23 protein-coding genes and 6 tRNA genes are annotated in these 25,636 nt (G+C 42.2%); 4 read left to right on the top strand and 25 right to left on the bottom strand.

What is annotated here, in order from left to right:
- Positions 1-19: 19 nt before the first annotated feature.
- Positions 20-355: a Na+/H+ antiporter subunit G gene (locus PULV_RS03615; RefSeq protein WP_086742908.1), complete on the top strand. Its 336-nt coding sequence runs from the start codon at positions 20-22 to the stop codon at positions 353-355.
- Positions 356-741: 386 nt separating this feature from the next.
- Here the strand turns inward: PULV_RS03615 and lipA are convergent, their stop codons facing one another.
- From lipA to PULV_RS03545, 14 genes are all read right to left on the bottom strand, one after another.
- Positions 742-1,707, bottom strand: a complete 966-nt coding sequence (lipA, locus tag PULV_RS03610; protein ID WP_086742909.1) for a lipoyl synthase — start codon at positions 1,705-1,707, stop codon at positions 742-744.
- Complete coding sequence (gene lipB / locus PULV_RS03605) at positions 1,704-2,357, bottom strand: lipoyl(octanoyl) transferase LipB (RefSeq protein ID WP_086742910.1); 654 nt, start codon at positions 2,355-2,357, stop codon at positions 1,704-1,706. The genes lipA and lipB overlap by 4 nt, the downstream gene beginning before the upstream one ends.
- A 36-nt stretch (positions 2,358-2,393) precedes the next feature.
- Positions 2,394-2,672 (bottom strand): DUF493 family protein YbeD, encoded by a 279-nt coding sequence (gene ybeD / locus PULV_RS03600; protein WP_086742911.1) that lies wholly within the window; start codon positions 2,670-2,672, stop codon positions 2,394-2,396.
- Between the two features lie 234 nt (positions 2,673-2,906).
- The gene (locus tag PULV_RS03595; RefSeq protein ID WP_086742912.1) at positions 2,907-4,070 is read right to left on the bottom strand and encodes a serine hydrolase; all 1,164 of its coding nucleotides are present in this window, start codon (positions 4,068-4,070) and stop codon (positions 2,907-2,909) included.
- Positions 4,071-4,120: 50 nt separating this feature from the next.
- On the bottom strand, positions 4,121-4,882 hold the full coding sequence (locus tag PULV_RS03590; RefSeq protein ID WP_086742913.1) for a septal ring lytic transglycosylase RlpA family protein: 762 nt from the start codon (positions 4,880-4,882) through the stop codon (positions 4,121-4,123).
- Positions 4,882-5,988 carry a rod shape-determining protein RodA gene (gene rodA, locus PULV_RS03585; RefSeq protein ID WP_086742914.1) on the bottom strand — a complete coding sequence of 369 codons (1,107 nt, stop codon included), beginning with the start codon at positions 5,986-5,988 and terminating at the stop codon, positions 4,882-4,884. The genes PULV_RS03590 and rodA overlap by 1 nt, the downstream gene beginning before the upstream one ends.
- The gene (gene mrdA / locus PULV_RS03580; RefSeq protein ID WP_193331252.1) at positions 5,985-7,859 is read right to left on the bottom strand and encodes a penicillin-binding protein 2; all 1,875 of its coding nucleotides are present in this window, start codon (positions 7,857-7,859) and stop codon (positions 5,985-5,987) included. Before mrdA ends, rodA begins: the two co-directional genes overlap by 4 nt.
- A gap of 8 nt (positions 7,860-7,867) precedes the next feature.
- Entirely contained in the window at positions 7,868-8,338 is a 471-nt protein-coding gene (gene rlmH, locus PULV_RS03575; protein ID WP_086742915.1) for a 23S rRNA (pseudouridine(1915)-N(3))-methyltransferase RlmH, read from the bottom strand.
- A 6-nt stretch (positions 8,339-8,344) separates the two neighbouring features.
- The gene (gene rsfS, locus PULV_RS03570; RefSeq protein ID WP_086742916.1) at positions 8,345-8,662 is read right to left on the bottom strand and encodes a ribosome silencing factor; all 318 of its coding nucleotides are present in this window, start codon (positions 8,660-8,662) and stop codon (positions 8,345-8,347) included.
- 79 nt (positions 8,663-8,741) lie between these two features.
- On the bottom strand, positions 8,742-9,368 hold the full coding sequence (nadD, locus tag PULV_RS03565) for a nicotinate-nucleotide adenylyltransferase (protein ID WP_193330948.1): 627 nt from the start codon (positions 9,366-9,368) through the stop codon (positions 8,742-8,744).
- A complete protein-coding gene (gene holA, locus PULV_RS03560) occupies positions 9,365-10,405 on the bottom strand; it encodes a DNA polymerase III subunit delta (protein ID WP_193330947.1) in 1,041 nt (346 codons plus the stop codon). The genes nadD and holA overlap by 4 nt, the downstream gene beginning before the upstream one ends.
- Positions 10,405-10,899 carry an LPS-assembly lipoprotein LptE gene (locus PULV_RS03555; RefSeq protein ID WP_193330946.1) on the bottom strand — a complete coding sequence of 165 codons (495 nt, stop codon included), beginning with the start codon at positions 10,897-10,899 and terminating at the stop codon, positions 10,405-10,407. Before PULV_RS03555 ends, holA begins: the two co-directional genes overlap by 1 nt.
- A 1-nt stretch (position 10,900) precedes the next feature.
- Positions 10,901-13,489, bottom strand: coding sequence for a leucine--tRNA ligase (gene leuS / locus PULV_RS03550; protein WP_193330945.1), 2,589 nt, complete (start codon positions 13,487-13,489; stop codon positions 10,901-10,903).
- Positions 13,490-13,736: 247 nt separating this feature from the next.
- Positions 13,737-14,381: a DUF1707 SHOCT-like domain-containing protein gene (locus tag PULV_RS03545; RefSeq protein WP_086742921.1), complete on the bottom strand. Its 645-nt coding sequence runs from the start codon at positions 14,379-14,381 to the stop codon at positions 13,737-13,739.
- A gap of 326 nt (positions 14,382-14,707) precedes the next feature.
- Between PULV_RS03545 and PULV_RS03540 the strand changes: the two genes are divergently transcribed.
- Both PULV_RS03540 and PULV_RS03535 read left to right on the top strand, forming a co-directional pair.
- A complete protein-coding gene (locus tag PULV_RS03540) occupies positions 14,708-15,184 on the top strand; it encodes a zinc ribbon-containing protein (RefSeq protein WP_193330944.1) in 477 nt (158 codons plus the stop codon).
- Positions 15,185-15,330: 146 nt separating this feature from the next.
- On the top strand, positions 15,331-17,718 hold the full coding sequence (locus tag PULV_RS03535; protein WP_086742923.1) for a Lon protease family protein: 2,388 nt from the start codon (positions 15,331-15,333) through the stop codon (positions 17,716-17,718).
- 72 nt (positions 17,719-17,790) lie between these two features.
- Here PULV_RS03535 and lnt read toward each other — a convergent pair whose 3' ends face one another.
- From lnt to miaB, 5 genes are all read right to left on the bottom strand, one after another.
- Positions 17,791-19,308 carry an apolipoprotein N-acyltransferase gene (lnt, locus tag PULV_RS03530; RefSeq protein WP_227009344.1) on the bottom strand — a complete coding sequence of 506 codons (1,518 nt, stop codon included), beginning with the start codon at positions 19,306-19,308 and terminating at the stop codon, positions 17,791-17,793.
- Entirely contained in the window at positions 19,308-20,189 is an 882-nt protein-coding gene (gene corC, locus PULV_RS03525; RefSeq protein ID WP_086742924.1) for a CNNM family magnesium/cobalt transport protein CorC, read from the bottom strand. Before corC ends, lnt begins: the two co-directional genes overlap by 1 nt.
- 136 nt (positions 20,190-20,325) lie before the next feature.
- Entirely contained in the window at positions 20,326-20,787 is a 462-nt protein-coding gene (gene ybeY / locus PULV_RS03520) for an rRNA maturation RNase YbeY (protein WP_193331251.1), read from the bottom strand.
- Positions 20,781-21,809 (bottom strand): PhoH family protein, encoded by a 1,029-nt coding sequence (locus PULV_RS03515; protein WP_193330943.1) that lies wholly within the window; start codon positions 21,807-21,809, stop codon positions 20,781-20,783. The genes ybeY and PULV_RS03515 overlap by 7 nt, the downstream gene beginning before the upstream one ends.
- Before the next feature lie 64 nt (positions 21,810-21,873).
- A complete protein-coding gene (gene miaB, locus PULV_RS03510) occupies positions 21,874-23,304 on the bottom strand; it encodes a tRNA (N6-isopentenyl adenosine(37)-C2)-methylthiotransferase MiaB (RefSeq protein WP_193330942.1) in 1,431 nt (476 codons plus the stop codon).
- Positions 23,305-23,515: 211 nt separating this feature from the next.
- Between miaB and PULV_RS03505 the strand changes: the two genes are divergently transcribed.
- Positions 23,516-24,688, top strand: a complete 1,173-nt coding sequence (locus PULV_RS03505) for an FAD-dependent monooxygenase (RefSeq protein WP_176365127.1) — start codon at positions 23,516-23,518, stop codon at positions 24,686-24,688.
- Positions 24,689-24,884: 196 nt separating this feature from the next.
- Here the strand turns inward: PULV_RS03505 and PULV_RS03500 are convergent.
- The 6 genes from PULV_RS03500 to PULV_RS03475 all read right to left on the bottom strand — a co-directional run bounded on the left by PULV_RS03500 (position 24,885) and on the right by PULV_RS03475 (position 25,615).
- Positions 24,885-24,959, bottom strand: a tRNA-Gln gene (locus PULV_RS03500).
- 42 nt (positions 24,960-25,001) lie between these two features.
- Positions 25,002-25,086: transfer RNA gene (locus tag PULV_RS03495), tRNA-Leu, on the bottom strand.
- Between the two features lie 41 nt (positions 25,087-25,127).
- Positions 25,128-25,202, bottom strand: a tRNA-Gln gene (locus PULV_RS03490).
- 61 nt (positions 25,203-25,263) lie between these two features.
- Positions 25,264-25,348 (bottom strand) — tRNA-Leu (locus PULV_RS03485).
- A 66-nt stretch (positions 25,349-25,414) separates the two neighbouring features.
- Positions 25,415-25,499 (bottom strand) — tRNA-Leu (locus PULV_RS03480).
- Between the two features lie 41 nt (positions 25,500-25,540).
- A tRNA-Gln gene (locus PULV_RS03475) sits at positions 25,541-25,615 on the bottom strand.
- Positions 25,616-25,636 lie beyond the last annotated feature (21 nt).

The raw sequence follows: 25,636 nt of genomic DNA, 5'->3' as shown, positions 1-25,636 counted from the left end.
AGGTTTAAAAGGTATTGTTATGTTAATTTTTGAATGGGTTGTATCTGTTTTACTGTTGGTTGGTGGTTTGTTTATTTTAATCGGTTCGATTGGTCTGCTTAAAATGCCCGATTTTTTTATGCGCTTACATGGGCCTACCAAAGCAACGACTCTTGGAATGGCCGGTGTATTAACCGCTGCTATGGTGTATTTCAGTTTTACTAAAGATGGGATCAGTGCAAAAGAAATTTTAATTTCGATATTTTTATTAATAACCGCTCCGATCAGTGGTTATATGCTGATTAAAGCTGCAATCCATCACAAGCTTCCAGCTAAGAAAGAAACCACAGGCTTGGATAAAATCGAAAAAGATTAAGAAGCCCTTTCTTGTTACAACAACTCCGACCGGTGATAAGTTGTTGTAACAAGGAAGTATAATATTTCGTCACTGATGAGGGGGGGCAAACTTACTTCCTTGTTTATTCCGACTTTAATATCCTCACTTTATTATTTGCTCCATCTACAGATGAAGTTTCCTCTGAAAGTTCAGAGCAAATAAGTCGTATGTGTAATGCTTTTTGCTGTGAAATCCACCTAAATACAGCGGTGTGAGATAGCTTTTTAAGCAAAGTGATAATTAGGCAGTGAAGTCTTTCTTATGTCAGTGAGACGTTAAACTGGCAGTGCTAAGATGTGATGAGCTGTATTAGGTCTGTTTAAACAGATAAAGAAAAGGCTTAGTGATCACTAAGCCTTTTTTAATCATTTTACTTCTTTTCCAGCTGCTTGCTGATCTGCATGGTAGCTTGAGCGCACGAATGGCCCACATGCTGAATGGACGAAGCCAATTTCATCGGCATACTCTTTTAAGCCGTCAAACTCAACTGGCGGCACATAGCGTTTCACTGGTAGGTGATGCTTTGAAGGCTGTAAGTATTGGCCAACAGTGAGCATGTCAACGTTATGTTCACGAAGGTCACGAAGAACTTGCTCAATTTCGCTGATTTCTTCACCTAGACCAACCATTAAGCCTGATTTTGTCTTCACATTAGGGTGAGCTTCTTTAAAGCGACGTAGCAGTTCAAGTGACCACTTATAGTCAGCACCTGGACGTGCTAGCTTATATAAACGAGGTGCAGTTTCTAAGTTATGATTGAAAACATCCGGTGGCGTTTCAATTAAGATTTCTAATGCACGGTCCATTCTTCCTCTGAAATCAGGGACTAAGATTTCAATAGTAATCTTTGGATTATATTTTCTGATTTCTCGGATACAGTCAGCGAAGTGTTGTGCACCGCCATCTCGAAGATCATCACGGTCGACTGAAGTGATAACAACATAACTGAGTTTCATATCACGAATTGTTAAAGCCAATTTTTCTGGCTCAGCTGCATCAGGGGCTAATGGACGCCCATGAGCCACATCACAAAATGGGCATCGACGTGTACAGATAGCCCCTAATATCATGAAAGTTGCTGTACCATGATTGAAACACTCTGAAAGATTTGGGCAAGATGCTTCTTCACACACAGAGTGCAAACCGTGCTTACGCATCGCGCTTTTTATGCCATCAATACGTTCTGTCGACTTAGGAAGGCGGATTTTGAGCCACTCAGGTTTACGTAGCATCTCAGTTTTTTCAGTCGGTAACACTTTAACTGGGATCAATGCCATTTTTTCAGCATCGCGCAGTTTAACCCCTGGTTGGATCTTTACTGGTTTATTCATTCGTTATCAAACCCTAGTTTTTGTTTGACGTCGGTGACGTTTAATTTCTCAACGATATGTTTTATCAAGCCTGCTTGTGCCTGTTCGATAGTTTTTGGACCTGCTAAATCAGACGATTGCACCATGGCCATTCCTGCATAACCGCAGGGATTAATTCTTAAAAACGGTGCCAGATCCATATTGACGTTTAACGCTAAGCCATGAAAAGAGCAGCCGCGTCTCACTCTCAGGCCAAGTGAGGCAATCTTTTTATCATCGACATACACACCCGGTGCATCAGGCTTCGCGTAAGCGTTTACGCCATGATCGGCAAGGGTCGACACGACGCAGTCTTCTAACCAAGTGACAAGCTCTCTTACACCTATTTTTAAACGGCGCAAGTTAAACAACACATACATGACTTGTTGCCCTGGGCCGTGGTAAGTCACTTGACCACCGCGGTCAACTTTAACCACTGGGATGTCCCCTGGCATTAAGAGGTGTTCTTCTTTACCTGCTTGCCCTTGCGTAAAAACAGGATCATGCTCGACTAACCAAATTTCATCGGCACTGAATTCATCACGGGTATCCGTGTAATTCTGCATCGCCTGCCAGGTAGGTTCATATGCTCGTTGGCCTAGCTGGCGGATGATCAAAGTAGGGTTACTCAAAACGGGATCCTTACTGCTTTAATTTAGCAAGCGCAATTATAATACGTGACGAACGTCTTCTAATTGGCCTAATTCGTTATAAATTTTTTCAATGTGCTCTTTGCTTTCAACGCGCGCAACTAAATGTACAGACTCATAATTGCCTTTAGCGCTTGGTTTTACTGTTGGAGCATAATCGCCAGGTGCGACTTGTTGCATAACAGCCAAGACTTGTTCAGTTAATTGCTTATTGGCTAACCCCATAACGCGAAAACTAAACGTACAAGGAAATTCAAGATATTCGTCAAATTTAGTGTTTTGGACAAGTTTTACCACGGTGCGTGAGCCTCAAAATCGGTTGTTTGGTAGATAATTACCTGTCACATAATACGGACAAACACCGTATTTGAGTCAGTTTTAAAAAACAGAACAAGACAGGTAAATTTTAAAGGCAGGCATTTTAACATCGTTTTTAATAAAACGCTTATTAATAATCCTAATCTAAATACTAGCTTTATAAATTAGAAATGCAGGCTAAAGAGCCTGCATTTTGTGGGGTTGCTTCACTAATTAGTTAGCTAATTGAAGACGAAGATAATCATAAATCTGGCTAAAGAAACTGCCTTCTTCAACTTCTTCTAATGTGACTAGTGGATACTGCGCAATGTCTTCACCGTCAAGTTGTAAGAACAAAGTCCCGACACTTGTTCCTTTTGCAATCGGAGCTTCAAGGACTTTATCTAGCTTAAAGTTTGCTTTTAAGTTTTTAGCTTGGCCACGAGGAATTGTAATCGGGGTATCTTCAACAATCCCTAAAGAGACTTCTTCTTTATTGCCCATCCAAATACGCTGACTGGCAAATGAGTCACCCGCTTTGTAAGGTGTGATTGTTTCATAAAAACGAAAACCGTAGTTTAATAACTTTTTGCTTTCGACTTTACGAGCACGCTCGCTGTCTGTGCCCATAACAACGGCCACTAAGCGCATATCAGCTTTAGTGGCTGAGGTCACTAAGCTATAGCCAGCTTCTGAAGTATGGCCCGTTTTGATACCGTCAACATCGAGACTTTCATCCCATAATAATGAGTTGCGGTTATATTGCTTAATGCCATTAAATGTAAATGATTTTTCAGCATAAATTGCATATTCTTCAGGCACATCACGAATTAATGCGATGCCTAAGTTCGCCATATCACGTGGTGTAGTGTAATGCTCGTCTGTATCTAAGCCATGGCTATTAATAAAGTGAGAATTGCTCATACCTAAACGTTGGGCATGCGCATTCATAAGATCTGCAAAGGCGCTTTCGCTACCTGCAATATGCTCAGCCATCGCCACACAGGCATCATTGCCTGATTGAATAATGATGCCACGGTTTAAGTCTTCAACAGTAATTTTCTTACCGACTTCGATAAACATCTTCGACGAGTCAGGAAAGTTTTTACTCCATGCCTTTTCACTGATTGTGACGACATCACTGGGGAGGATGTTTTTATTTTTTATTTCTAGGCCAATCACATAACTGGTCATCATTTTGGTCAGTGATGCAGGGGCAAGGCGTTCATCAGGTGCGCCTTCGGCGATCACTTTCCCAGTTGTGTAATCAACTAAAAAATACCCTTTAGCATTAATTTGAGGCGGAGCAGGAAGAATTTGCGCATTGGCGCTGAAAATGCCAACAGTGCAAACAATCGTGCAAACGTTTTTGAGCAAAGTGTTTTTTAATCGTTTCATTATAATAATTTATTTGGTTAATAGAATATGTGTGCTGCCAAGGTATTATCCTAAAGCAACTGTTCACTGTAAAGCAAGAAGGCTTCTTTATGGCCATCTCGCTGAATGGTTGCTAATGTCGATTTAGCTTGTGTTAAGTTTTTCATAGGACCAATTTTTAGCCGAAAAATTCCATCTCTATGATTAATAATATTTTCTACTTGGTATTTCTCTCGCATTTGCTCTGCAAGAACGGTCATAGTGTCTGTTTTGCTGGCAGCGACGACCTGAATATAAATATAAGGGTGTGGCTGGTCATCGAGGGTAATGGCTTCTAACTTAACCTGCGCTGTACCAGAACGATAATAATCAAGTTTATACGCAGCAGCGTAAGACAAATCGATGATACGGTCATCGTGAAACGGACCCCGGTCATTTACTCGCACGATAGCGCTCTTACCATTGTCTAAATTAGTGACTTTAACAAAGCTGGGTAAAGGTAATGTTTTATGAGCCGCGGTCATGGCAAACATATCATAAACTTCACCATTTGATGTTTTATGACCATGGAACTTGCGGCCATACCAAGAAGCTACTCCTTCTTGTTGATAGCCAGTCTCATCTAACATTGGCTTATAGCGCTTGCCTGCGATGGTATAAGGGCGACTCGCAGCAATGCTTTTTTTTGTAGCGACAACCGTTGCATCTTGCTGCTCTAGTTGAGTTGGCTTGCGAAGAGGTGCAGCATCATGGCGCATATCATAGCGGCTAGAACTACAGCCAGAAAGTAACAACACCGCAAAAAATGTTAGAAATAGAAGCCACCGTTTCATTAGTTAATTATGACCTTTTTGTGCGTTGCAATAGACATAATTATGCCAAATCCAGCCATTAAGGTCACCATCGATGTCCCTCCATAACTGATGAGTGGTAGGGGCACGCCGACCACAGGGAGTAAGCCTGACACCATTCCTATATTAACAAAGACATAGACAAAAAAGGTCAAAGTGAGGCTCCCAGCTAATAGCTTACCAAATGCGTCTTGTGCGTTAACGGCAATAAAAAGCCCACGACCAATAATAAATAAATATGCAGCCAGTAGCACAGTCACACCAACAAGGCCAAACTCTTCAGATAACACCGAAAATATAAAGTCAGTATGGCGCTCAGGTAAAAATTCTAATTGTGATTGGGTACCTTGTAACCAACCTTTGCCTTCAACTCCGCCAGAGCCGATGGCTATTTTTGATTGGATAATGTGATAACCAGCGCCCAATGGATCACTTTCGGGGTTTAAAAAGGTCAACACTCGCTGTTTCTGATAGGCATGCATGCCGTAAGTCCAAAAAACAGGGGCCGCTAAGCCTGCCGCAGCGCCAAGAAACAGAATTAAGCGCCAGCTTATGCCAGCTAGAAACAAAACGAAAATCCCCGAACTGGCGATTAGAATAGAGGTACCAAGGTCAGGTTGCTCTTTGATCAAAATTGTTGGAACCATTACCAAAGCGAAGCCAACCACTAAATGAATTAATCGGGGCGGGAGGTGATATTTGCCGATATACCATGCAACCATCATCGGCACTGCTAATTTCATAATCTCAGATGGTTGAAACCGTGTCACGCCCAAATCAAGCCAGCGCTGTGCACCTTTGCTACTGACTCCCATGACTAACACAGCGATAAGTAACGCCAGCCCAATCCCGTAAAACAAAAACACCCATTGTTTATAGGTACGAGGGGAAAATTGAGCCAAGATAATCATAGCCATTAGTGCTAAGCCAATACGTTTACTTTGACGGATTAACATTGCCATGTCTTGTCCGCTAGCACTGTAGATAATAAATGTGCTTGCACTGAGCATTGCAATCAAGGCTGCAAAGAGCGGCCAATCTAAGTGAATTTTATCCCAAAACGATTTTTGACTGTGCAATGAGGTCATGGTGTGTCAGCTCGAGATTGTTGAGAAGAAAAATGATAATCCATCAATTGACGAGCAATTGGAGCGCCGACGCTACTGCCGCCGCCAGTGTTTTCGACAGTCACCATAACAATAATTTCAGGATCGCTGTAAGGAGCAAAACCAATATAAAGGGCATTATCGCGATGTTTCTCTTTTAGATTTTCAGCGTCATATCGTTCGCCTTGCGCAATACTCACAACCTGCGCGGTGCCGGTTTTTCCTGATGGATCATAATCAGCACCGACAAATGCAGCGTGCGCGGTGCCGGTTTTTTTGTAGACAGTGTTGTGCATGGCATCAATAGCAATTTGCCAATTGTGCGGATCTTTTAACGTAATAGGAGGTTTTTCTTCATTATTAATGAGATTCACTTCTTCCCCTAATTTAGTTAATGAGACCAAATGGGGGGGGTTATGCACGCCTTTATTGACCATAATATTTGTCGCATTGGCAATTTGCATTGGAGTCGCCGTCCAGTAGCCTTGACCAATTCCGACAGAAATTGTGTCGCCACGCCACCACGATTCTTTAAATCGTTCTTTTTTCCACTCTTTAGAGGGTAAAATAGCCGACGTTTCTTCATAAATATCAACACCGGATAACTCACCAAAGCCAAACTGTGCCATAAAGTTACTGATTTTATCGACACCGGCTCGAAAGGCAATATCATAAAAAAACGTATCGCATGACTCTTCTATGGCTTGATAAACATCAACCGCTTTACCGTGCCCCCATCGTTTCCAGTCACGCCAACGATGTTCAACATTGGGGATTTGAAAAAAACCAGGGTCGAACATAGTAGTCGACTCAGTGATTAATCCTTCCTCAAGACCAAAGATGGCCATCAACGGTTTAATGGTCGAAGCTGGGGCGTAGCTACCTTGTGTTGCGCGGTTGATTAAAGGTCGGTCAGGGTTGAGCAATGCCCGATAATCGGTGCGGCTAATGCCATGAACAAACAGGTTAGGATCGTAACTGGGGTTTGAATAGAGTGCGAGGATCCCGCCACTTTTCGCATCGAGCACCACAACTGCGCCTCGACTGTCTTTGAGTGCATATTGCGCTATTTGCTGTAAACCGACGTCCAATGTTAAGACTAAATCTTCTCCAGGTACGGGGGGCGTTGAACTGAGTGTGCGAAGAATGCGCCCTCGATTATTGATTTCGACTTCTTGAGAGCCAACAGTACCGTGCAAAATGTGCTCATAATACTTTTCGAGCCCTAGTTTTCCAAAATAACGTGTTGCGCGGTAGTTTGTTTCAAGCCCATCGATCTGAAGTTGGTTGAGCTCTTTTTTATTTAACTTGGCAACGTAACCTAAGGCGTGAGTTAAGGTATCACCAAACGGATAATGACGCGCAAGGCGAGCTTCAATACTAAAACCTGGGAATTTATGTTGATGCGCCGAAAATTTTGCTACTTGTTCTTCATTTAAGCGAGACTTTAATACTTGGCTTTTAAAGCGTCTTTGCTGTTTTATATCGTCTAAAAATTCGCTTTTTTCAGCGTCGCTAATATCTAAAATTGCACTTAGGCGAATGATAGAATCAGCCATGTCATCGACATCTTCAGGGATGGCTTCTAAATTAAAAATTGGCTGATTCTCAGCGAGGATGACGCCATTTCTATCGTAGATTAATCCGCGATTAGGTGCGATAGGGACGAGTTTTATTCGGTTGTCATTGGAGCGAGTTTGATAGCTCTGATGAGCAATAACTTGAAGTTGGTAAATATTAACAAATAAAATAGCAATCAGAATTAAGACAAAGACAAAGGCGATAAATGAGCGCCGAGCAAATAAATTGGCTTCGGCGGAATGATCTCTGATTTGGCTTCGTCGTTTGAACATCATTGAGATTATTCGCGATGATATGGGTGGTTGTTGTTTAAGCTCCACGCACGATAGAGGCTTTCTGCAACCACAATTCGGACCAAAGGATGAGGCAGAGTCAAGTTAGACAGTGACCACTTCTGCTCAGATGCAGCAATACACTCAGGTGCCAAACCTTCAGGCCCACCAATGAGCAAACTGATATCACGCCCATCGTGTTGCCATTTTTCCATTTGTTTGGCTAAGTCATGGGTATCCCAAGGTTTACCTGTGACTTCTAAGGTAACAATACGGTTCCCTTTTGGGATTGCGGCTAAGGTTTTTTCACCCTCTAATTGTAAAATGCGTTTGATATCGGCATTTTTTCCACGTTTTCCCGCGTTGATTTCAACTAATTCCAGCGGCATGTCTTTTGGGAAGCGACGTTGATATTCTTGATACCCTGTTTCAACCCAGCTTGGCATTTTAGTACCAACCGCAATTAGTTGTATCTTCATTGTTGATTAACCCCAAAGTTTTTCTAACTGGTAGAAATCTCGAGATTGATCTTGCATCACATGAACAACCACATCACCTAAGTCTACTAAGACCCACTCACCACCTGTTTGGCCTTCAATACCTAGTGGCTCAAGGCCTATCGCTTTGGCTTCTTTATTGACGTTTTCAGCAATGGATTGTACGTGACGCTTTGAGTTACCTGAACAGATAACTAAGTAATCGGTAATATTTGATTTTTCTCTGACATCTAATTTAATGATGTCACGAGCTTTCATGTCGTCGATTTTATCTACAGCAAACTCTAATAGTTCGGTTGATTCCAAAATGTGTTCTCACAAATAAGTTAAAGCTAATTAGTGATTTTATCACGGCTGCTTGTAATTATTAAGATGAGAATGAAAATTAACAGTAGATATGCTGATTTTTAATGTAGTTAGCGACACTGGTGGGCAAATGTTCTGGCAGGCTAGGGGATGTCTTAAGTTGTTCGCGCAGTTCACTTGACGAAATCGCCGTCAAAGAAGTGGCCAAAAAATAGCAAAGACCTGCTTGTTTTGTTTTTAAAGCGTGCACATCAGGTGCGCTGTTTCGTGCAATGTAATCGCGTATTACTGGGCTTGGGTTTAATGCTTCACCTGGACGCTGGCAGACAATTAAATGGCATAAGTCGACGACTTCTTGCCACTGATACCATTTATGTAAGTTATTCAGTGAATCCATGCCGATTAAAAAGGCAATGGCGTCGTTTGGGTGTTCTTGCCTTAACTCTTGCAGACTCAGTAATGAATAGGAAGGGCCTTTGCGTTTCAGTTCTCGATCATCAATGGTAAATTTAGGCTGCTGCGCAATGGCTAATTTAACCATGGCCAAGCGTTGTTCTGCACTGACACCGCTGTGTGTTTTATGTGCCGGTTGTGCACAGGGCATAAATGCGAGTGTGCTCAGAGGCAATTGCTCAATGCAGTGTGTGGCAATATTTAGGTGCCCTTGATGGATCGGATCAAATGTGCCGCCAAAAATACCTATCATATTGGGTCGTGATAGATTGGCAAGGCTACATTAACGGGCTGACAAAAGCCCAATGCAATGTGTGTGATGGCTTGAAAAGGGCAAGCAAGCGTGCCTTGTTTAAAGTGGCGGTCAAATAAAGCTAATTGGCTAATTAACAATGTTAATTGTTGGTAGGGTAAGCGATTGAGTGCCTGCTCGGTTATTGCTTGACGATTCTTCCATATATTACACTCTTTGAATACCTGTGCTTTATTGAGCCCTTGCTGTAAGCGAGTTTGCATGGTGAATAATTGTTGCGCTTCACGTGCAATTGCCCATGCGATGGAAGTGATCTCTGTGTTGTCCTTTTGCAAGCGAGCAACAATCGTAACGGCTTGTTTGCTGTTTCCTTGTAGCAGTGCATCGGTGAGATCAAAAATATCGAATTTAGCTTGATTAAGCAGTACAGGCGCGAGTAATTGGCGACTGACCGCAGCCTGACCATACAGTAAAGACAGCTTTTCAAGCTCTTGATATGTGGCCAGTAAATTACCTTGCGTAGATTCTAGCAGCAGCGCTTTAGCATCACCGTCGAGGTTAAGTTGTAATTGCTGACATTGGCCATTTAACCAAGTGTGTAAGTGATGACCTGTTATTTCGTAACAAGGTACAAATAATCCGATATTATCAAGAGCTTTAAACCAAGCCGTTTTTTGGACCTCAGGGCCATTTTTATTCCCTTTAATTAAAATGAGGCAATCAGGATTTGGGCGTTCAGCAATGCTTTTTAATACTTTAGCGCCTTGCTGGCCAGCTTTGGCATCGGCAAAATCTAACTCAATGATTTTTTTATCACTGAATAGCGATAAGCTATTGAGGTGTTGTTCTATTTCTTGCCAATCAAACTGTGGAGTCACCGATAAACGAATATGCTCATCATAGCCATGTTGTTTAGCGGCTGTTTTAATCGCATGACAGCATTGCTGCACTTGAAATGGTTCATCGCCTAACACCATGTAAACCAGCTCAAGACGCTGTTGGAGTTTACTGGCTAACTGATTGGCATAGCAGCGCATTAAAGTTGGGCCAATTCTCGAACAATACGTCGACTAGCCTGTAAGCGCATTTCAGATAAAATCAGCTCAAGTTCTTTGGCTTTAGCCAAGGCACTATCAGGATCATCTTGATAGTTACGATAAATCTCAAAGTATTGCTCGGTAGCTTGTGCACCGGGACGAGTCACTTGATATCGTACACCATAAGTTAATTCGTATTCAGCGACTTGCCCATTTGGGAATAAAGACAAAGTGCGACGGTCAAGTTGATCGCTGAGCAACGTTAACTCGGCGCGGTCAGCTCTGACTTCATTTTTATAATCGATTTTTGCTAATGAAAATTGTTTTTTCATTATGCGGTATAAATCAGATTGAGGATCAACAGCACTAAACGTTAACTGTTGTAAGTCAGTGGGTAAATTAGAGGCTTGCTTGAGTGTGAACCCGCAGCCTGCAGTAACAAGGATACATAGCGAAAGCGCTATGTATCCTAAAAAGGTCGACGTGCGAAACATCTTAGTTGGCAACCACATTCAGTAATTTACCCGGAACATAAATAACTTTGCGGATTGTAACGCCTTCTAAGAAACGGCTCACATTCGCTTCAGCATAGGCAATTTCTTCAACGTGAGATTGCTCAGCATCGGCTGCAACAGTTACTTTCGCGCGAACTTTACCGTTCACTTGTACCACAATGAGTTTTTCGTCTTCAATCATGGCTGCTGAGTCAAACGATGGCCACTCGGCATTGATGACATCGCCTTCTTTGCCCATTTCTTGCCATAATTGATGACAAACATGCGGGATAATAGGCGACAACATAATCACTAACGCATTGAGCGCTTCATGGGCTAAGGCTTTATCTTGTTCAGAATCAAGCGGTGCTTTAGTAAGTTTGTTTAATAGCTCCATAACTGCCGCAATCGCAGTATTGAATGTTTGGCGACGTTCTAAATCATCGGTCACTTTGGCAATCGCTTTATGTAACTCACGGCGTAATGCTTTTTGATCATTTGATAATGCTGCGATATCTAAGGTAGCAGAACCCGCATTTTTAACATCGAAGGCATATTTCCAGACACGGCGAACAAAACGGTGCGCGCCTTCAACACCAGAATCAGACCATTCAAGGGTTTGCTCCGGTGGGGCAGTAAACATCATAAATAAACGAACTGTGTCGGCACCATACTGTTCAATAACAGATTGTGGGTCGATACCGTTATTTTTTGACTTTGACATTTTGCTCATACCAGATGAGAACACAGGCTCGCCATCTGTTTTGTGCCACGCTTTAATGATACGGCCTTTATCGTCTTTTTCGGTTTCAACATCAGAAGGTGAAATCCAGATATCACCGCCTTTTTCGTCTTTACGATAATATGTTTCGGCTAGCACCATACCTTGACACAGTAAACGCTCAAATGGTTCATCAGAGTTGACTAGGCCAAAATCACGTAACAATTTGTGGAAGAAACGCGAGTACAATAAATGCAAGATAGCATGCTCGATACCACCTATGTATTGATTGACCGGTAACCAGTAATTGGCTGCACCTGGCTCTAACATGCCTTCAGCAAACCGAGGGCTACAATAGCGAGCATAATACCAAGATGATTCCATGAACGTATCAAACGTATCGGTTTCATGGAAAACTGTTTCACCATTTAGTTGAGCTTGAGCCCACTGCGGATCGGCTTTAATTGGTGACGTAACACCATTCATCACCACATCTTCAGGCAAGCGTACAGGTAACATTTCTTCAGGGGCAGCTAATTCTGAACCGTCTTCTTTATTGAGCATTGGGATAGGAGAGCCCCAATAGCGCTGACGACTTACACCCCAATCTCGTAAACGGAAGTTTACTTTTCGTTCACCTAAGCCTTGCGCAGTAAGCGCGTCAGCTATCGCGTTAAAGGCACCATCAAAATCTAAGCCATCAAATTGCTCAGAGTTAATAAGTGTGCCTTTATCTGTGAAGGCTTGGTTGTCGATATCGGCAACCAAATCAGAGCCTGCTGCTGGTGCGATGACTTGTTTAATATCTAAGCCGTAAGCTGTTGCGAATTCGAAATCACGTTGGTCGTGAGCAGGTACTGCCATCACCGCGCCAGAACCGTAATGCATCAAGACAAAGTTAGCGACCCAAATTGGCACTTGTTGGCCAGTTAACGGATGAGTGGCATAGAAACCAGTTGCAATGCCTTTTTTATCCATAGTGGCCATATCGGCTTCGGCTACTTTGTTGTTTTTACATTCTTCAACAAACGTTGCCACACCTGGGCTATTTTTAGCTGCTTCAATTGCAATCGGGTGGCCCGCGGCAACTGCAACATAGGTCACACCCATAATGGTATCAGGGCGCGTGGTATAAACGCGGAAACTTTCGTTATTATCAACGCGTTTAAATTCAACATCGAGACCTTCTGAGCGGCCAATCCAGTTGCGCTGCATGGTTTTAACTTGCTCAGGCCAGTGCTCAAGTTTATCTAAATCATCTAATAACTCTTGCGCGTAATCAGTGATTTTAATAAACCACTGTGGGATCTCTTTTTGCTCAACTAAAGCACCAGATCGCCAACCTCGGCCGTCAATAACTTGCTCGTTTGCCAATACAGTTTGGTCAACTGGATCCCAGTTTACAGTTGACATTTTTTTGTAAACTAAGCCTTTTTCATACAATTTAGTGAAGAACCATTGTTCCCACTTGTAGTATTCAGGGTGACATGTTGCGATTTCGCGGTCCCAGTCATAACCAAAGCCAAGCTGCTTAAGCTGAGTACGCATGTAGTCGATATTTTCATAGGTCCATTTAGCAGGAGCCGTATTATTTTTAATAGCAGCATTTTCAGCAGGTAAGCCAAATGCATCCCAACCCATAGGTTGCATTACATTTTTGCCTTGCAGACGTTGGAAACGAGAGACAACATCACCAATAGTATAGTTACGTACATGGCCCATGTGTAATCGACCACTTGGGTATGGGAACATTGACAGACAGTAGAATTTTTCTTTGCTTTCGTCTTCTGTTACTTTAAATACTTGGTTTTTGTCCCAGTATGCTTGTACTTCTGATTCTATACCCTGCGGGTTATATTGCTCTTGCATTTACAATTCCAAACTTCTTGCAAACTAATAAAAAATTGCCGATAGGATAACTTAAATTCAGACGGGTCGCTAGCGAAGATTGTAGGCTTGATGTCGGTTTCAAAGAGATTCATTTGTTGTGAAAATAGCTAGAGTTTTACTTTTTATGCTGAGTCATCGACTGATAGGTAATACTCAAAGGTTTGAATCAAAACTCGACGCAATATAAAAAGAGTAAGCTGGTTGCTTACTCTTTTTTCTTTTTGTTTTAAGAATGAAACATACTTTTTAGTTCATTTGCAAAGGCAACAAACTTTTCTTTTACGGTGCGTTTAATGCTGATATCTATTCCCCCAAACAAAACAAACCCCTCGATGGTGATGGTTGGTGCTTGGCGGTTATAAATAGAAGGAGCTTTGTTACTGATCCCACCAAAGATACAAAAGGTTTTAGTGACAACATTGACATTTTCGGGCACATAAATGGCTTCGCCGCCAAAGATGCTTTTTGCTTTGATAGTAACATTCGGACCGGTGAATACCGCGTTTGAAAAATCTATTTCTGAGCCACCAAATAGGCTAAACACATTGATGGTTTTAGGTACCTGCCACAATCCACTGCGTTTAGTTCCACCAAAGACATTAATAATGTTTTCGGCTTCTTCGGCTGGGTGGTCAGAGTATTGAGTGTTGAATCGTTGCTCTTTACGTTCAGTGTAGAGTGGATCGGTCTTAAGAGTTAAATCACTGACTAGCGCCTCGAGCTCTTGATGATTTTGCGTGGCCATCGCTTGATCAAGACGCCGTTCAAATGCTTCATTAGATAAAATACCATGGCTATAGTTTAAGATGAGCTGGTCTATGGTTTCTTGACGTAATGTTTCAATAGGGCGATCTTCAACTTTAACAGTCATTTTACATCCTTTTCTGTGTTTGTTCTTATTCAGTTAATAAAAATAAGCAATTATTGAACCATTAATTATTCATAACCTAAACAATAGGTTATGTTGTTTTTGTTTTTTATGCTAAGTCGTTATAGCTAATTGTTAGTCAATCATCTTAAAAAATAAGCGATTACACTATTTGACCTGAATTCTGGATAATAAAGCTCTTAACCAGAGCTTAGTTTATTTAATCGAACTCAATATCAGTCATTTACTTTGTCCATTATATCAGCGGTTGCAGAAAAATAGCCTCAATTGTCTATACTCAAAATAAGGCCTTTCACGGAGAGCTAAGTATGAGTCACAGCAATAACTATCAAAAATGGTTGGAAGAGCTTCATCAGTGGCTCAGTGATGTTAAAAAACATGAATTAAGCCAACTTGTCGCATACATTCAAAAAGGCGAAAATGAAGCCAAAGCGATTGGGCACTATAGCTCAGAGCAATTAGCACAGTACAAAGAGTATTTTCTGCGTGATTTATCCCACTGGCAAGCCCATCAAAAACATTATCACCAATTGGCACTCGAAGAACTCAAAGAGTCTTGTTGGTATGAATTGGCCGAAGTGGCGGATCGCTCGCAAGTTGAGTGGTTTTCTTTACTCGAAGATTTCCAACATAACGGGATTTATCATCAAGGAGAATGGGTGGGGATAGGCATTTTAACCTGTAAAAACTGTGACCAATCGATACACAATTACCACCCAGTAAAAATCGATGCGTGCTCGAAATGCCAAGGGATATACTTTACACGCCAAGCCCTTAGTCCATAAATGGATTTATTTACCAAAAACCTCAATTGCTAGTTTTAACTTAACGAATGCTTAGGTAAGCTTGAGCCATTAATATTAAACGTTTCTTTATCACTGTGTAGTGTGATGTTGACTCTGTTTGTCGTAAATCAATATAAGAATAGGCAATGACGATAAAAACCAATCAATTATCAGTGAAAACACTGACTCCTTCGATAGATCTTCAGCAAATTTCGAGCTGCATGGCGGCCCCTTACCCCGATGATTTAAGTTTTATTGGTCAGCAGCGCGCACGTAGCGCGATTGATTTTTCGTTAGGAATGGAACTTCAAGGTTACAATTTATATGTGATGGGAGAGGCTGCATTAGGGCGTTTTACCTTAGTTAAAGATAAACTGACAGCTCATAGCAAAACCCGTAAAACACCGTTAGAATGGCTTTATGTTAATAATTTTGAAGATCATCGAGAGCCCATCGCCATTTGCTTAGCCGCGGGTGAAAGTAAACTATTTTGCGCTGATATTGATTCGTTGATTGACGAAATTATTGATACTTTCCCAGCTGCGTTTGATAACCCAGGTTATCAACGCAAGAAAAAATCAATCGATGCCGCGTTTAATACCAAATACGATCAAGCGATCGATTTAGTCGAAGCGAAAGCAATTACACAAGGAATTGTCTTATTCGAAGACAATGGCGTGATTAGTTTTGCCCCTGTTGTGGATGGCAAGCAATTGGATGAAACTCAGTTTGCAGCGTTACCAGAAACACTGCGCACAGAAATTTTTGCCAGAATTACAGCATTAGAAGATGATTTGAACGAAGCCTTAATTGAGCTACCGCGATGGAAACGTGAATCGTCTGAAAAACTACGAGAATTAAAGCGAGCGACGGCAGAGCAAGCTATCAAACCACTGTTAAAAGAGCTCGAGCATAAATATGCCACGCAAATAGGTATTTTGAAATATTTCAAAGAACTGAGAAAAGAGCTCATTGATGCGGTACTTGAGTGGTTGGCGGATGAGTCAGAAGAAAAAAATGAAGATCTCGATAAAAAGGCGATGTTAGCCGATTACTTTGCACCTAATCTAATCGTTGATTACAAAGAAGACGACCCTGCACCTGTTGTGTATGAGCCAAATCCGACCTTTGGGAATGTGTTTGGCAAAGTGGAGTATTCGTCTCAGCAAGGTTCAGTGGTCACCAGTTATCGCTCTATCCAAGCGGGCGCTTTACATAAAGCCAACGGCGGTTACTTAATTATGGATGCTGAAAAAGTGATGGCGAACCCGCAAGTATGGGATGGCCTGAAATTATCACTCAAAGCTCACCATATAAAAAATGATTTGCCTGCCCAAGAAAGCAGCTTAGGTGGCAGTTTTACCCTAAGACCCCAGCTTATTCCGCTTGATGTAAAAATCATTTTGCTTGGCTCTCGCGATTTGTATTATTTGATGCAAGATTACGACGATGAGTTTAATGAGTTTTTTAGAGTTTTGGCCGACTTTGAGTATTTCATACCAGATTCTGATAAATATCGTTATCAATTGATTACCCGAGTCCAGCAACATGTCAGTGAGAACCTCAGTAGCGACCTTAGTGCGCAAGCGATGGCAAGATTAATGTATTTCAGTTACCGCCAAGCAGAGCATCAATCAAAGCTCTCAGCTCGATTTGCCGATATTTTGGAATTAGTCAACGAAGCTCATTATTACGCCCGCCAAGATACCAGCAATTATATCGAAGCATTCCATATTGATGAAGCTTTGCAAGGTAAAGAGTACCGGACAGGGCAAATCAGTGAAAACATGCTTGATGAAATCAAAGAGGGCCACACCTTAATTGATACACAAGGTCAAGCCGTGGGTAAAGTGAATGGTTTAACCGTTTTACACATTGGTGATACCAGCTTTGGTAGCCCAGCTCGGATCACCGCGACCGTTTACGCGGGTAGTGATGGGGTGCTGGATATTGAGCGTGAGGCTGAACTTGGCAAAGCCATTCATTCAAAAGGTGTGATGTTATTAACGGGTTATTTAGGTAATAAATACGCACAAGAGTTTGCATTGACACTGAGCGCCAATATAGCCATTGAGCAAAGCTATGGTTATATCGATGGTGATAGTGCATCACTCGCCGAGTTATGTGCGCTTTTGTCGGCGATTACACGCTTGCCAATCAATCAAAGTATTGCGTTAACGGGTTCAATTAACCAGCATGGCGAAGTTCAGGCGATTGGTGGTGTGAATGAAAAAATCGAAGGCTTTTTCAAATTATGTAAAATGCGTGGATTAACGGGTGATCAAGGCGTGATTATTCCTAAGTCTAACCGTGTCAATTTAGTGCTCAATGACGAAGTGTGCCGTGCAGTCGAACAAGAAAAGTTTCATGTGTATGCTGTTGCGACCGTCGATGAAGCGTTAGAGATCTTAATGGGTAAAGAAGCGGGCGATTTATCTAAAAAAGGCACCTATGCAAAAGACACAATTAACGATGTGGCATTGCAGCGTTTAAGTGGCATTGCAGATATTGTCAATGGCAGTGACTCGGAATAAACCCAATGTAAGTTGTTATTCACACATAGGTCATTAAATAAAAAGGGTCGCGATAAGCGACCTTTTTTTAGCTTATTGACTTTTTAGACGGTAGTTTAACCATATAGTGATGAGCAAAATCAGCAGAGCGAGTGACCACCACGGGGTTTTTCCATACTGAGCGTAAAAGGTTTCCCCTTTGATTTTATGAATGCTAGTGTTGAGCACTGCAGCTTCAAATTGCGCTAGGCGTTGTTGTTGGCCACTTAAAGGATCAAATATCGCGGTAATACCATTATTGGTTACTCTTAATAGTGGCCGACCTAGCTCAATTGCGCGCATGCGTGCAATTTGCATGTGCTGGTGGGGGCCATGTGAATCACCAAACCACGCATCATTACTCACAGTAAATAAAATATCTGATTCGTTGCGGTAATTATCTCGGACTAAATCAGTAAACACAATTTCAAAACAGATAGCGGGTAAAATATTGAGGCCATTCGCTGTCAGGTTTGCTTGAACTTGCTCGCCCTGAGTAAAAGATGACCATGCAAGATTGAATAAAGGCGCAAGCGGGCGAAGTACCTCTTCAAATGGTACAAACTCACCCACAGGTAAGAGTTTGTATTTTTGGTAGCGATTTTGATGTAAATACTGATAATGACCCGTCTGATCGCTGTTATGTTGCTTACCCAGTACAATTAAGGTATTGAAAATCGCTTTTGTACTGGGTTGATAATCGACAATGCCAGTAATGAGTGCCGTGTTATTTAATGCTGCAGCGCTATCGATACGTTGTAGATATTCTTGTGCCATCACTTCAATCTCGGGCACCGCAGCTTCAGGCCAAACCACTAAATCAACATCCCAATTAAGGCGAGTTAAATCTTGATATTTGAGCATGGTCCGTGCAAATTCATCAGGATCAAATCTGAGCTCTTGTTTGATATTGCCTTGCACTAAGGCCACTTTAATCGGTTCACCTTGATAAAATGTTGAGTTCATAAAAGGTGCGAGCATTGAACTTATAACAATAACAGCCAATGAGTATGCGGCAAAATGCCATTGCTTGATGTACAAGCAAAACAAACCGTATCCACCGAGGATAACACAGGCAGTCAGACCAAATTCGCCCATCACCGGAGCCAGTACATTAAGTGGGCTATCAGTTAAGCTATAACCAAATGACAACCATGGAAAACCAGTTAAGAGTGTGCCTCTTAAATGTTCGCTGATCAGCCAAATGGGGATAAAGATACCAAGCCAGTAACGTTTTGACAGTTTGGCAGTAACAGCAGATGCCAACGCCGGAAATAAAGCAAGGTAAGCGGCGAGGGCGGCCATTAAGGCCAGTGAAACAATTAAAGGCAGGCCACCAAATTGTGCAATGGAAACATGCACCCAACTGATCCCAACGGCAAACCAAGCGAAACCAAATAAAAAGCCTAGCTTTGCAGCTTGTTGCCACGGTTGTTGGTGGAGGCAATAACACAGGATGGCCATTGAGACAAAACTAAGTGGCCAAATTGAGAATGGTGAGAAGCTAAACGTTAAAAGCATGCCAGCGACAAGCGCAAGCATGCTTTTTTTTTCAGGACGAAACCAGTGCATTAGGCTGCGTCTTCAGTTACAACCTGACCATTCTTTGGTACAGTAACTTGTATCTGCTGAATACGACGGCTGTCAGCATTAGTGATTTTAACTTGTAATCCACTGACTTCAATGGTTTCGCCTCGAGAAGGCATATGACCAAAAGCGTGTAATACAATACCACCTATGGTGTCTGCTTCTTGAGTATCAAACTGGGTAGAGAAATACGCGTTAAACTCATCCAGAGGCGTCAATGCTTGCACAGAGAAAACATGGGTAGCAATTTGACGAATATCTTGTATTTCCTCTTCGTGGTCGTGTTCATCTTCGATTTCACCGACAATCAATTCGAGAATATCTTCAATGGTCACTAAACCTGATACACCACCATATTCATCGACCACAATCGCCATGTGGTAGCGTTGTTGGCGAAATTCATTGAGTAGGGTATCAACACGCTTGCTCTCAGGTACGACCATCGCTGGGCGTAAGTACGAAGCTAAGCTAGGCATATCATCCTGATCAGTTAAAATCAGCGGTAATAGATCTTTGGCGAGTAAAATACCTTCGATATGATCTTTATCTTCACAGACAACCGGAAAACGTGAATGAGTTGATTCGACCATGATAGGCAGTAATTCAGTGAGTGACTGCTCAATGTCTAAAGTGGTCATTTGAGAACGGGGGATCATGATGTCACGCACTTTTAATTGCGATACGCCTAATACACCTTTCATCATGTCTTTAGTTTCGGGGTCGATTAATGCACGTTCTTGTGCGTCTAATATAACCTCGACTAATTCAGCTCTGTTTTGGGGTTCACCCTGAAACATTTGGGCGATACGCCCTAACCATGTTTTACCAGACGAACCCTGGCTACTCTGCGAGTTATCGTCGCTCATACGCTATTTTTTAGCTCCATATTGCTTTAACTTATCTAGCTTACTCCATGATTAAAATGGGTAAATCTAGAGGTGAAATAATTCTGTTTGTTCTTAAAACCGGATCAATATACTGTGAATCGACGCAAGTTTAAAGTTATTCTGCATCATCACGATACGGGTCACTGATCCCAAGCTTGGCAAGGATTTCTTTTTCGTGACTTTCCATCTCATTGGCATCTGCTGGCTCAATATGATCAAAGCCAAGTAAATGCAAACAACCGTGAACGACCATGTGTGCAAAGTGGTCATGGAATGTTTTTTCTTGCTCGATTGCTTCTTGATACACAATATGTGGGCAAATAAGCAAATCGCCGACGAGTGGTAAATCCATACCTGGAGGGGCTTCAAACTCAAAAGACAGCACATTGGTTGGCTTGTTCTTACCCCGGTATTCAAAGTTTAGCTGCTGGCTTTCGGCTGCATCAGCAAGACGAATGGTTAACTCACTGTTTTCGCGAAATAACGTTAATACGCTGTCAGCCCATAAGTGAAACTGCTCTTCGCTGGGTAAATTATCGAATTCAGTGGCCAATTGTAAATCAAGTTCAGTCATGATTTATTTTCCATCGCTGCTTGCTTTTCGGCACGTTTTTTACGTTCAATTTCTTCAAAACTTTCATAAGCTTCAACAATACGGGCAACAACAGGGTGACGGACCACATCTTGTGCTTGAAAAAAGTTAAAACTAATTTCTTCTACATTGCCCAATACCTCGATTGAGTGACGCAGCCCTGAGCGAGCGCCACGAGGTAAATCAACTTGAGTAATATCACCAGTGATGACAGCTTTAGAATTAAAACCAATTCGGGTCAGGAACATCTTCATTTGTTCAACGGTGGTATTTTGGCTTTCATCTAAAATAATAAATGCATCATTAAGTGTACGGCCGCGCATATAAGCAAGGGGAGCGACTTCGATGACATTTTTTTCGATGAGGCGTTCAACTTTCTCAAAGCCCAACATTTCGAATAAAGCATCGTAAAGAGGGCGAAGGTAAGGATCTATTTTCTGGGTTAAATCACCCGGTAAGAAGCCAAGCTTTTCACCCGCTTCAACTGCCGGTCGTGTTAGTAATATACGACGAATTTCTTGACGTTCAAGTGCATCAACGGCGGCAGCGACAGCTAAGTAGGTTTTACCAGTACCAGCAGGACCAATTCCAAAACAAATATCATGATTAAGGATGTTAGCAACGTATTGCGCTTGATTAGGATTTCGTGGTTTCACGACTCCGCGGCGTGTTTTGATATTAACGTCTTGGGCAAATTCTTTATTGGCTTCGTCTTGATCAAGGTAGCTTACCTCGGCTAGCGTCATGTGCACCACATCTGGGTCTATTTCTTTGGTTTTGCCAGCAACAGGTTGAGTTTCGATGTACAGGTTTTTCAGTACTTCGATACCTGCTTGTGCGGCAACGATATGGCCTGTCACACGAAAGCAATTGACGCGATGACTAATTTCGACACCAAGACGGCGTTCAATTTGTTTGATGTTGTCATCAAAAGGGCCACACAAAGAGGCAAGACGTTTGTTATCAGAGGGTTCTAAGTAGACTTCTAAGCTCTTGGTATTGCTCAAAATTGATTCCTTTAAAAACACGCCAGCAACTTGCTGGCGTGAACAGTAGTGCTAAAATTTAAAATTACGGCGTAAATGTCGCAACGCCAATGTCATTGGCTTGCTCAGGCGCATTTTTACTTAAAATAGCCGCAGGTGCGATATCTTTACGCAAGTTCATTTGCGCTTCTGTGCGAACGAGGTCGCCACGTAATGAGTTTGGTAAGGCTTCGGTGATTTTGACATCAACAAATTGGCCTATTAATTTATGGTCACCGACAAAGTTTACAACTCTGTTGTTTTCAGTACGACCACGAAGCTCCATTGGATTCTTTTTCGAAGGCCCTTCAACTAAAATACGTTGCTCTGTGCCAAACATTTGGCGACTGATTTGTTGCGCAAACTGAGTAATGCGGTTTTGCAAAATATATAAACGTTCTTTTTTCTCTTGCTCAGACACGTCATCTGGTAAATCAGCGGCAGGGGTACCTGGACGCGCGCTGTAGATAAAGCTGAAGCTCATGTCAAAACCGATATCGTTGATGAGATTCATCGTTGCTTCAAAATCAGCAGTCGTTTCACCCGGGAAACCAATAATGAAGTCAGAAGACATGCTGAGGTTCGGGCGAATTTTTTTCAATTTACGAATTGTCGATTTATATTCTAGTGCCGTATGCGCGCGTTTCATCAGAGCTAAAATGCGGTCTGAACCACTTTGCACGGGTAAGTGTAAATGATCGACTAACTCAGGAATATCCGCATATGCTTCGATAATATCAGGCGTGAATTCGACAGGGTGAGACGTGGTATAACGAATACGGTCAATGCCATCAATCGCTGCAACATAGCGTAATAAATCAGAAAAATAACAAATCTCACCGTCGTGCATTTTGCCACGGTAAGCATTCACGTTTTGACCGAGTAAGTTCACTTCACGTACGCCTTGCTCGGCAAGTTGCGCGACTTCTAAAATAACGTCATCCAGTGGACGGCTAACTTCTTCACCACGAGTATAAGGGACTACACAGAAAGTACAGTATTTAGAACAACCTTCCATAATCGATACAAAAGCGGTTGGACCTTCAGCTTTTGGCTCAGGTAGGCGGTCAAATTTTTCAATCTCAGGGAATGAAATATCAACCACAGATCCTTGCTTTTCTTGGACTTGTTTAATCATTTCAGGAAGGCGATGCAATGTTTGCGGGCCAAACACGATATCGACGAAGGGCGCACGTTGGCGGATCACTTCACCTTCTTGTGATGCCACACATCCACCTACACCAATGACTAAATCAGGGTTATCGTCTTTCAATAATTTCCAGCGGCCAAGTTGGTGAAACACCTTTTCTTGTGCCTTTTCACGAATAGAACAGGTATTTAAAAGAATAACATCCGCATTTTCAGCTTCTTCTGTTAATTGATAGCCATTGGTGGCATCTAATAAATCAGCCATTTTCTGAGAGTCATATTCATTCATCTGACAACCCCAGGTTTTAATATGCAGCTTTTTACTCATCTAACTATTGCCTCGTTTATAAACCGACCGCTTAAAGGACGCGTATTTTATAACTATCACAGCCGCTCGCCAAGTATAGATTTAAACTAATCAGGTTTGCGCAAAGATTAATCGCGAAAAAGAGTGAAAAAACCGTCCAAGATTCAGGTGAAAAGGTTATTTTTAGCGGAATTGCGATACAATAATCCGATCTTAGATAAAGAGACTAATTATGAAAAATGAAGTGATCATTGTCGGTGGTGGCATGGTGGGTGCTGCAATGGCAATCAAATTAGCTCAGCAGGGTGCACGCGTTAATATCGTAGAGCAACACCCAATTGATGCTGACGCCGTTTTATCTGATCCCGAAATTGATATTCGTGTTTCTGCAATTAATCGCTTTTCTGAACAGTTATTTTCTCAATTAGGCGCTTGGCCGATTATTCAATCACATCGCCATGCGGTTTATCGTCGTCTGGCCGCTTTTGAATCAGCGGCGCATACCTTAACTTTTTCGGCTGATGAGATTAATCAATCGCATTTGGGCCATATTATCGAAAATAAAGTCATTCAAGCCGCACTTTGGTCACAGTTTTCTCAGTACGACATTACAGTGCACAGTGATCTGGGAGAACTCATTAGCCTTAATACTGCTGATGAGCGGGTGACTCTCACGTTTTCAAATACCTCACTCAGCGCTGATTTGGTCATTGGTGCAGATGGTGCGCAATCAAAAACACGTACTTTGGCTGGAATTGGTGTCACAGGGTGGCAATATCAACAGCATTGCATGGGCATCTTAATTAAACTCGACGCTGAGCAACAAGATATTACTTGGCAACAATTTCAATCGACAGGTCCGGTGGCTTTTTTGCCTCTGCAGGCACCGTACGCTAATTTGATCTGGTATCACCAAGGTGAAACACTGGATAAACTTAAGCAACTTACGCCAGCGCAGCTGAAGCAAGAAATCTTAGCCGTTTATCCAACGCTTGCTGGTGAGTTCGAAGTGCTTCGCCATGCGGTTTTTCCACTTACACGGCAACATGCCAATCAATATTTTGCCGATCGCGTTGTACTAATAGGTGACAGTGCTCATGCGATTAACCCACTTGCTGGCCAAGGCGTCAATCTAGGTTTCAAAGATGTGGTTGAATTAGCTAAGTGTTTGCATAATCAATCTGATTTAGGTGCCGTGGCCGGACTTGCGCAATATCAACAGCAACGAAAAAGAGCCAATTTGTTGATGATGAGCGCGATGGATGCTTGTTACCTTGGTTTTTCAAATCAAGCGAAAGGATTAAGCTGGATAAGACAGCGTATGTTAGGACTTGCCAATCGAAGTGGGCCGATTAAAAAACAAGTATTAAAATATGCAATGGGCGAAACAGAGACCATGAGTTAAGACGTACATCATACTTAACACCCTAAAAATGTTGCCACTGAGCAGCATTTTTTTGATTTTAAAATAACAGCATGATTACGAAAAGGAACGATGAAAAAGAATAGGGGAAAATACAGTTTCAAATAACAAATAGATAAATTAATGAGGAATTAATAAGAGAATAGAATAAACAAGAGAGTAACTATAAGAGATGAATTGGCTGGGATACCAGGATTTGAACCTGGGAATGGCGAGATCAAAACCCGCTGCCTTACCGCTTGGCGATATCCCAACAACAATGTCATTTTAAACTAGCTAACTTGGTTAGCCAATTTGGTGCGGAGGGAGAGACTCGAACTCTCACACCTTGCGATACTGGAACCTAAATCCAGCGCGTCTACCAATTCCGCCACCCCCGCAGATGGACTTTTTTACTTCACTTAACAAATTAAAAGAGAAGTGGCTGGGATACCAGGATTTGAACCTGGGAATGGCGAGATCAAAACCCGCTGCCTTACCGCTTGGCGATATCCCAACAAAAAGCATGTAAATATTGTACTTGCATTTACAACAATCAAAATATTGAACATTCATGTTGGTGCGGAGGGAGAGACTCGAACTCTCACACCTTGCGATACTGGAACCTAAATCCAGCGCGTCTACCAATTCCGCCACCCCCGCAGCATGAATGTGTACAGTGCTTTTAAGGTTATGCAACCTAGCTATTTTAATTCTAGCTAAAGAATATGGTGCGGAGGGAGAGACTCGAACTCTCACACCTTGCGATACTGGAACCTAAATCCAGCGCGTCTACCAATTCCGCCACCCCCGCAGATGGACTTTTTTACTTCACTTAACAAATGAAAAGAGAAGTGGCTGGGATACCAGGATTTGAACCTGGGAATGGCGAGATCAAAACCCGCTGCCTTACCGCTTGGCGATATCCCAACAACTAGCCTATTGTAAAGT

Origin of the sequence: Pseudoalteromonas ulvae UL12 (genome assembly GCF_014925405.1) — a bacterium.
Taxonomy (GTDB): domain Bacteria; phylum Pseudomonadota; class Gammaproteobacteria; order Enterobacterales; family Alteromonadaceae; genus Pseudoalteromonas; species Pseudoalteromonas ulvae.
The sequence above is the reverse complement of the archived record's forward strand: the minus strand, read 5'-3'. Positions and strand labels throughout refer to the sequence as shown.

What these genes read in the sequence shown, in the direction of transcription:
- PULV_RS03615 (WP_086742908.1), top strand. Translation starts at nt 20, where the DNA reads ATGTTAATTTTTGAATGGGTTGTATCTGTTTTACTGTTGGTTGGTGGT.
- lipA (WP_086742909.1), bottom strand. Translation starts at nt 1,707, where the DNA reads ATGAATAAACCAGTAAAGATCCAACCAGGGGTTAAACTGCGCGATGCT.
- PULV_RS03595 (WP_086742912.1), bottom strand. Translation starts at nt 4,070, where the DNA reads ATGAAACGATTAAAAAACACTTTGCTCAAAAACGTTTGCACGATTGTT.
- PULV_RS03590 (WP_086742913.1), bottom strand. Translation starts at nt 4,882, where the DNA reads ATGAAACGGTGGCTTCTATTTCTAACATTTTTTGCGGTGTTGTTACTT.
- rodA (WP_086742914.1), bottom strand. Translation starts at nt 5,988, where the DNA reads ATGACCTCATTGCACAGTCAAAAATCGTTTTGGGATAAAATTCACTTA.
- mrdA (WP_193331252.1), bottom strand. Translation starts at nt 7,859, where the DNA reads ATGTTCAAACGACGAAGCCAAATCAGAGATCATTCCGCCGAAGCCAAT.
- rlmH (WP_086742915.1), bottom strand. Translation starts at nt 8,338, where the DNA reads ATGAAGATACAACTAATTGCGGTTGGTACTAAAATGCCAAGCTGGGTT.
- nadD (WP_193330948.1), bottom strand. Translation starts at nt 9,368, where the DNA reads ATGATAGGTATTTTTGGCGGCACATTTGATCCGATCCATCAAGGGCAC.
- holA (WP_193330947.1), bottom strand. Translation starts at nt 10,405, where the DNA reads ATGCGCTGCTATGCCAATCAGTTAGCCAGTAAACTCCAACAGCGTCTT.
- PULV_RS03555 (WP_193330946.1), bottom strand. Translation starts at nt 10,899, where the DNA reads ATGTTTCGCACGTCGACCTTTTTAGGATACATAGCGCTTTCGCTATGT.
- leuS (WP_193330945.1), bottom strand. Translation starts at nt 13,489, where the DNA reads ATGCAAGAGCAATATAACCCGCAGGGTATAGAATCAGAAGTACAAGCA.
- PULV_RS03545 (WP_086742921.1), bottom strand. Translation starts at nt 14,381, where the DNA reads ATGACTGTTAAAGTTGAAGATCGCCCTATTGAAACATTACGTCAAGAA.
- PULV_RS03540 (WP_193330944.1), top strand. Translation starts at nt 14,708, where the DNA reads ATGAGTCACAGCAATAACTATCAAAAATGGTTGGAAGAGCTTCATCAG.
- PULV_RS03535 (WP_086742923.1), top strand. Translation starts at nt 15,331, where the DNA reads ATGACGATAAAAACCAATCAATTATCAGTGAAAACACTGACTCCTTCG.
- lnt (WP_227009344.1), bottom strand. Translation starts at nt 19,308, where the DNA reads ATGCACTGGTTTCGTCCTGAAAAAAAAAGCATGCTTGCGCTTGTCGCT.
- corC (WP_086742924.1), bottom strand. Translation starts at nt 20,189, where the DNA reads ATGAGCGACGATAACTCGCAGAGTAGCCAGGGTTCGTCTGGTAAAACA.
- miaB (WP_193330942.1), bottom strand. Translation starts at nt 23,304, where the DNA reads ATGAGTAAAAAGCTGCATATTAAAACCTGGGGTTGTCAGATGAATGAA.
- PULV_RS03505 (WP_176365127.1), top strand. Translation starts at nt 23,516, where the DNA reads ATGAAAAATGAAGTGATCATTGTCGGTGGTGGCATGGTGGGTGCTGCA.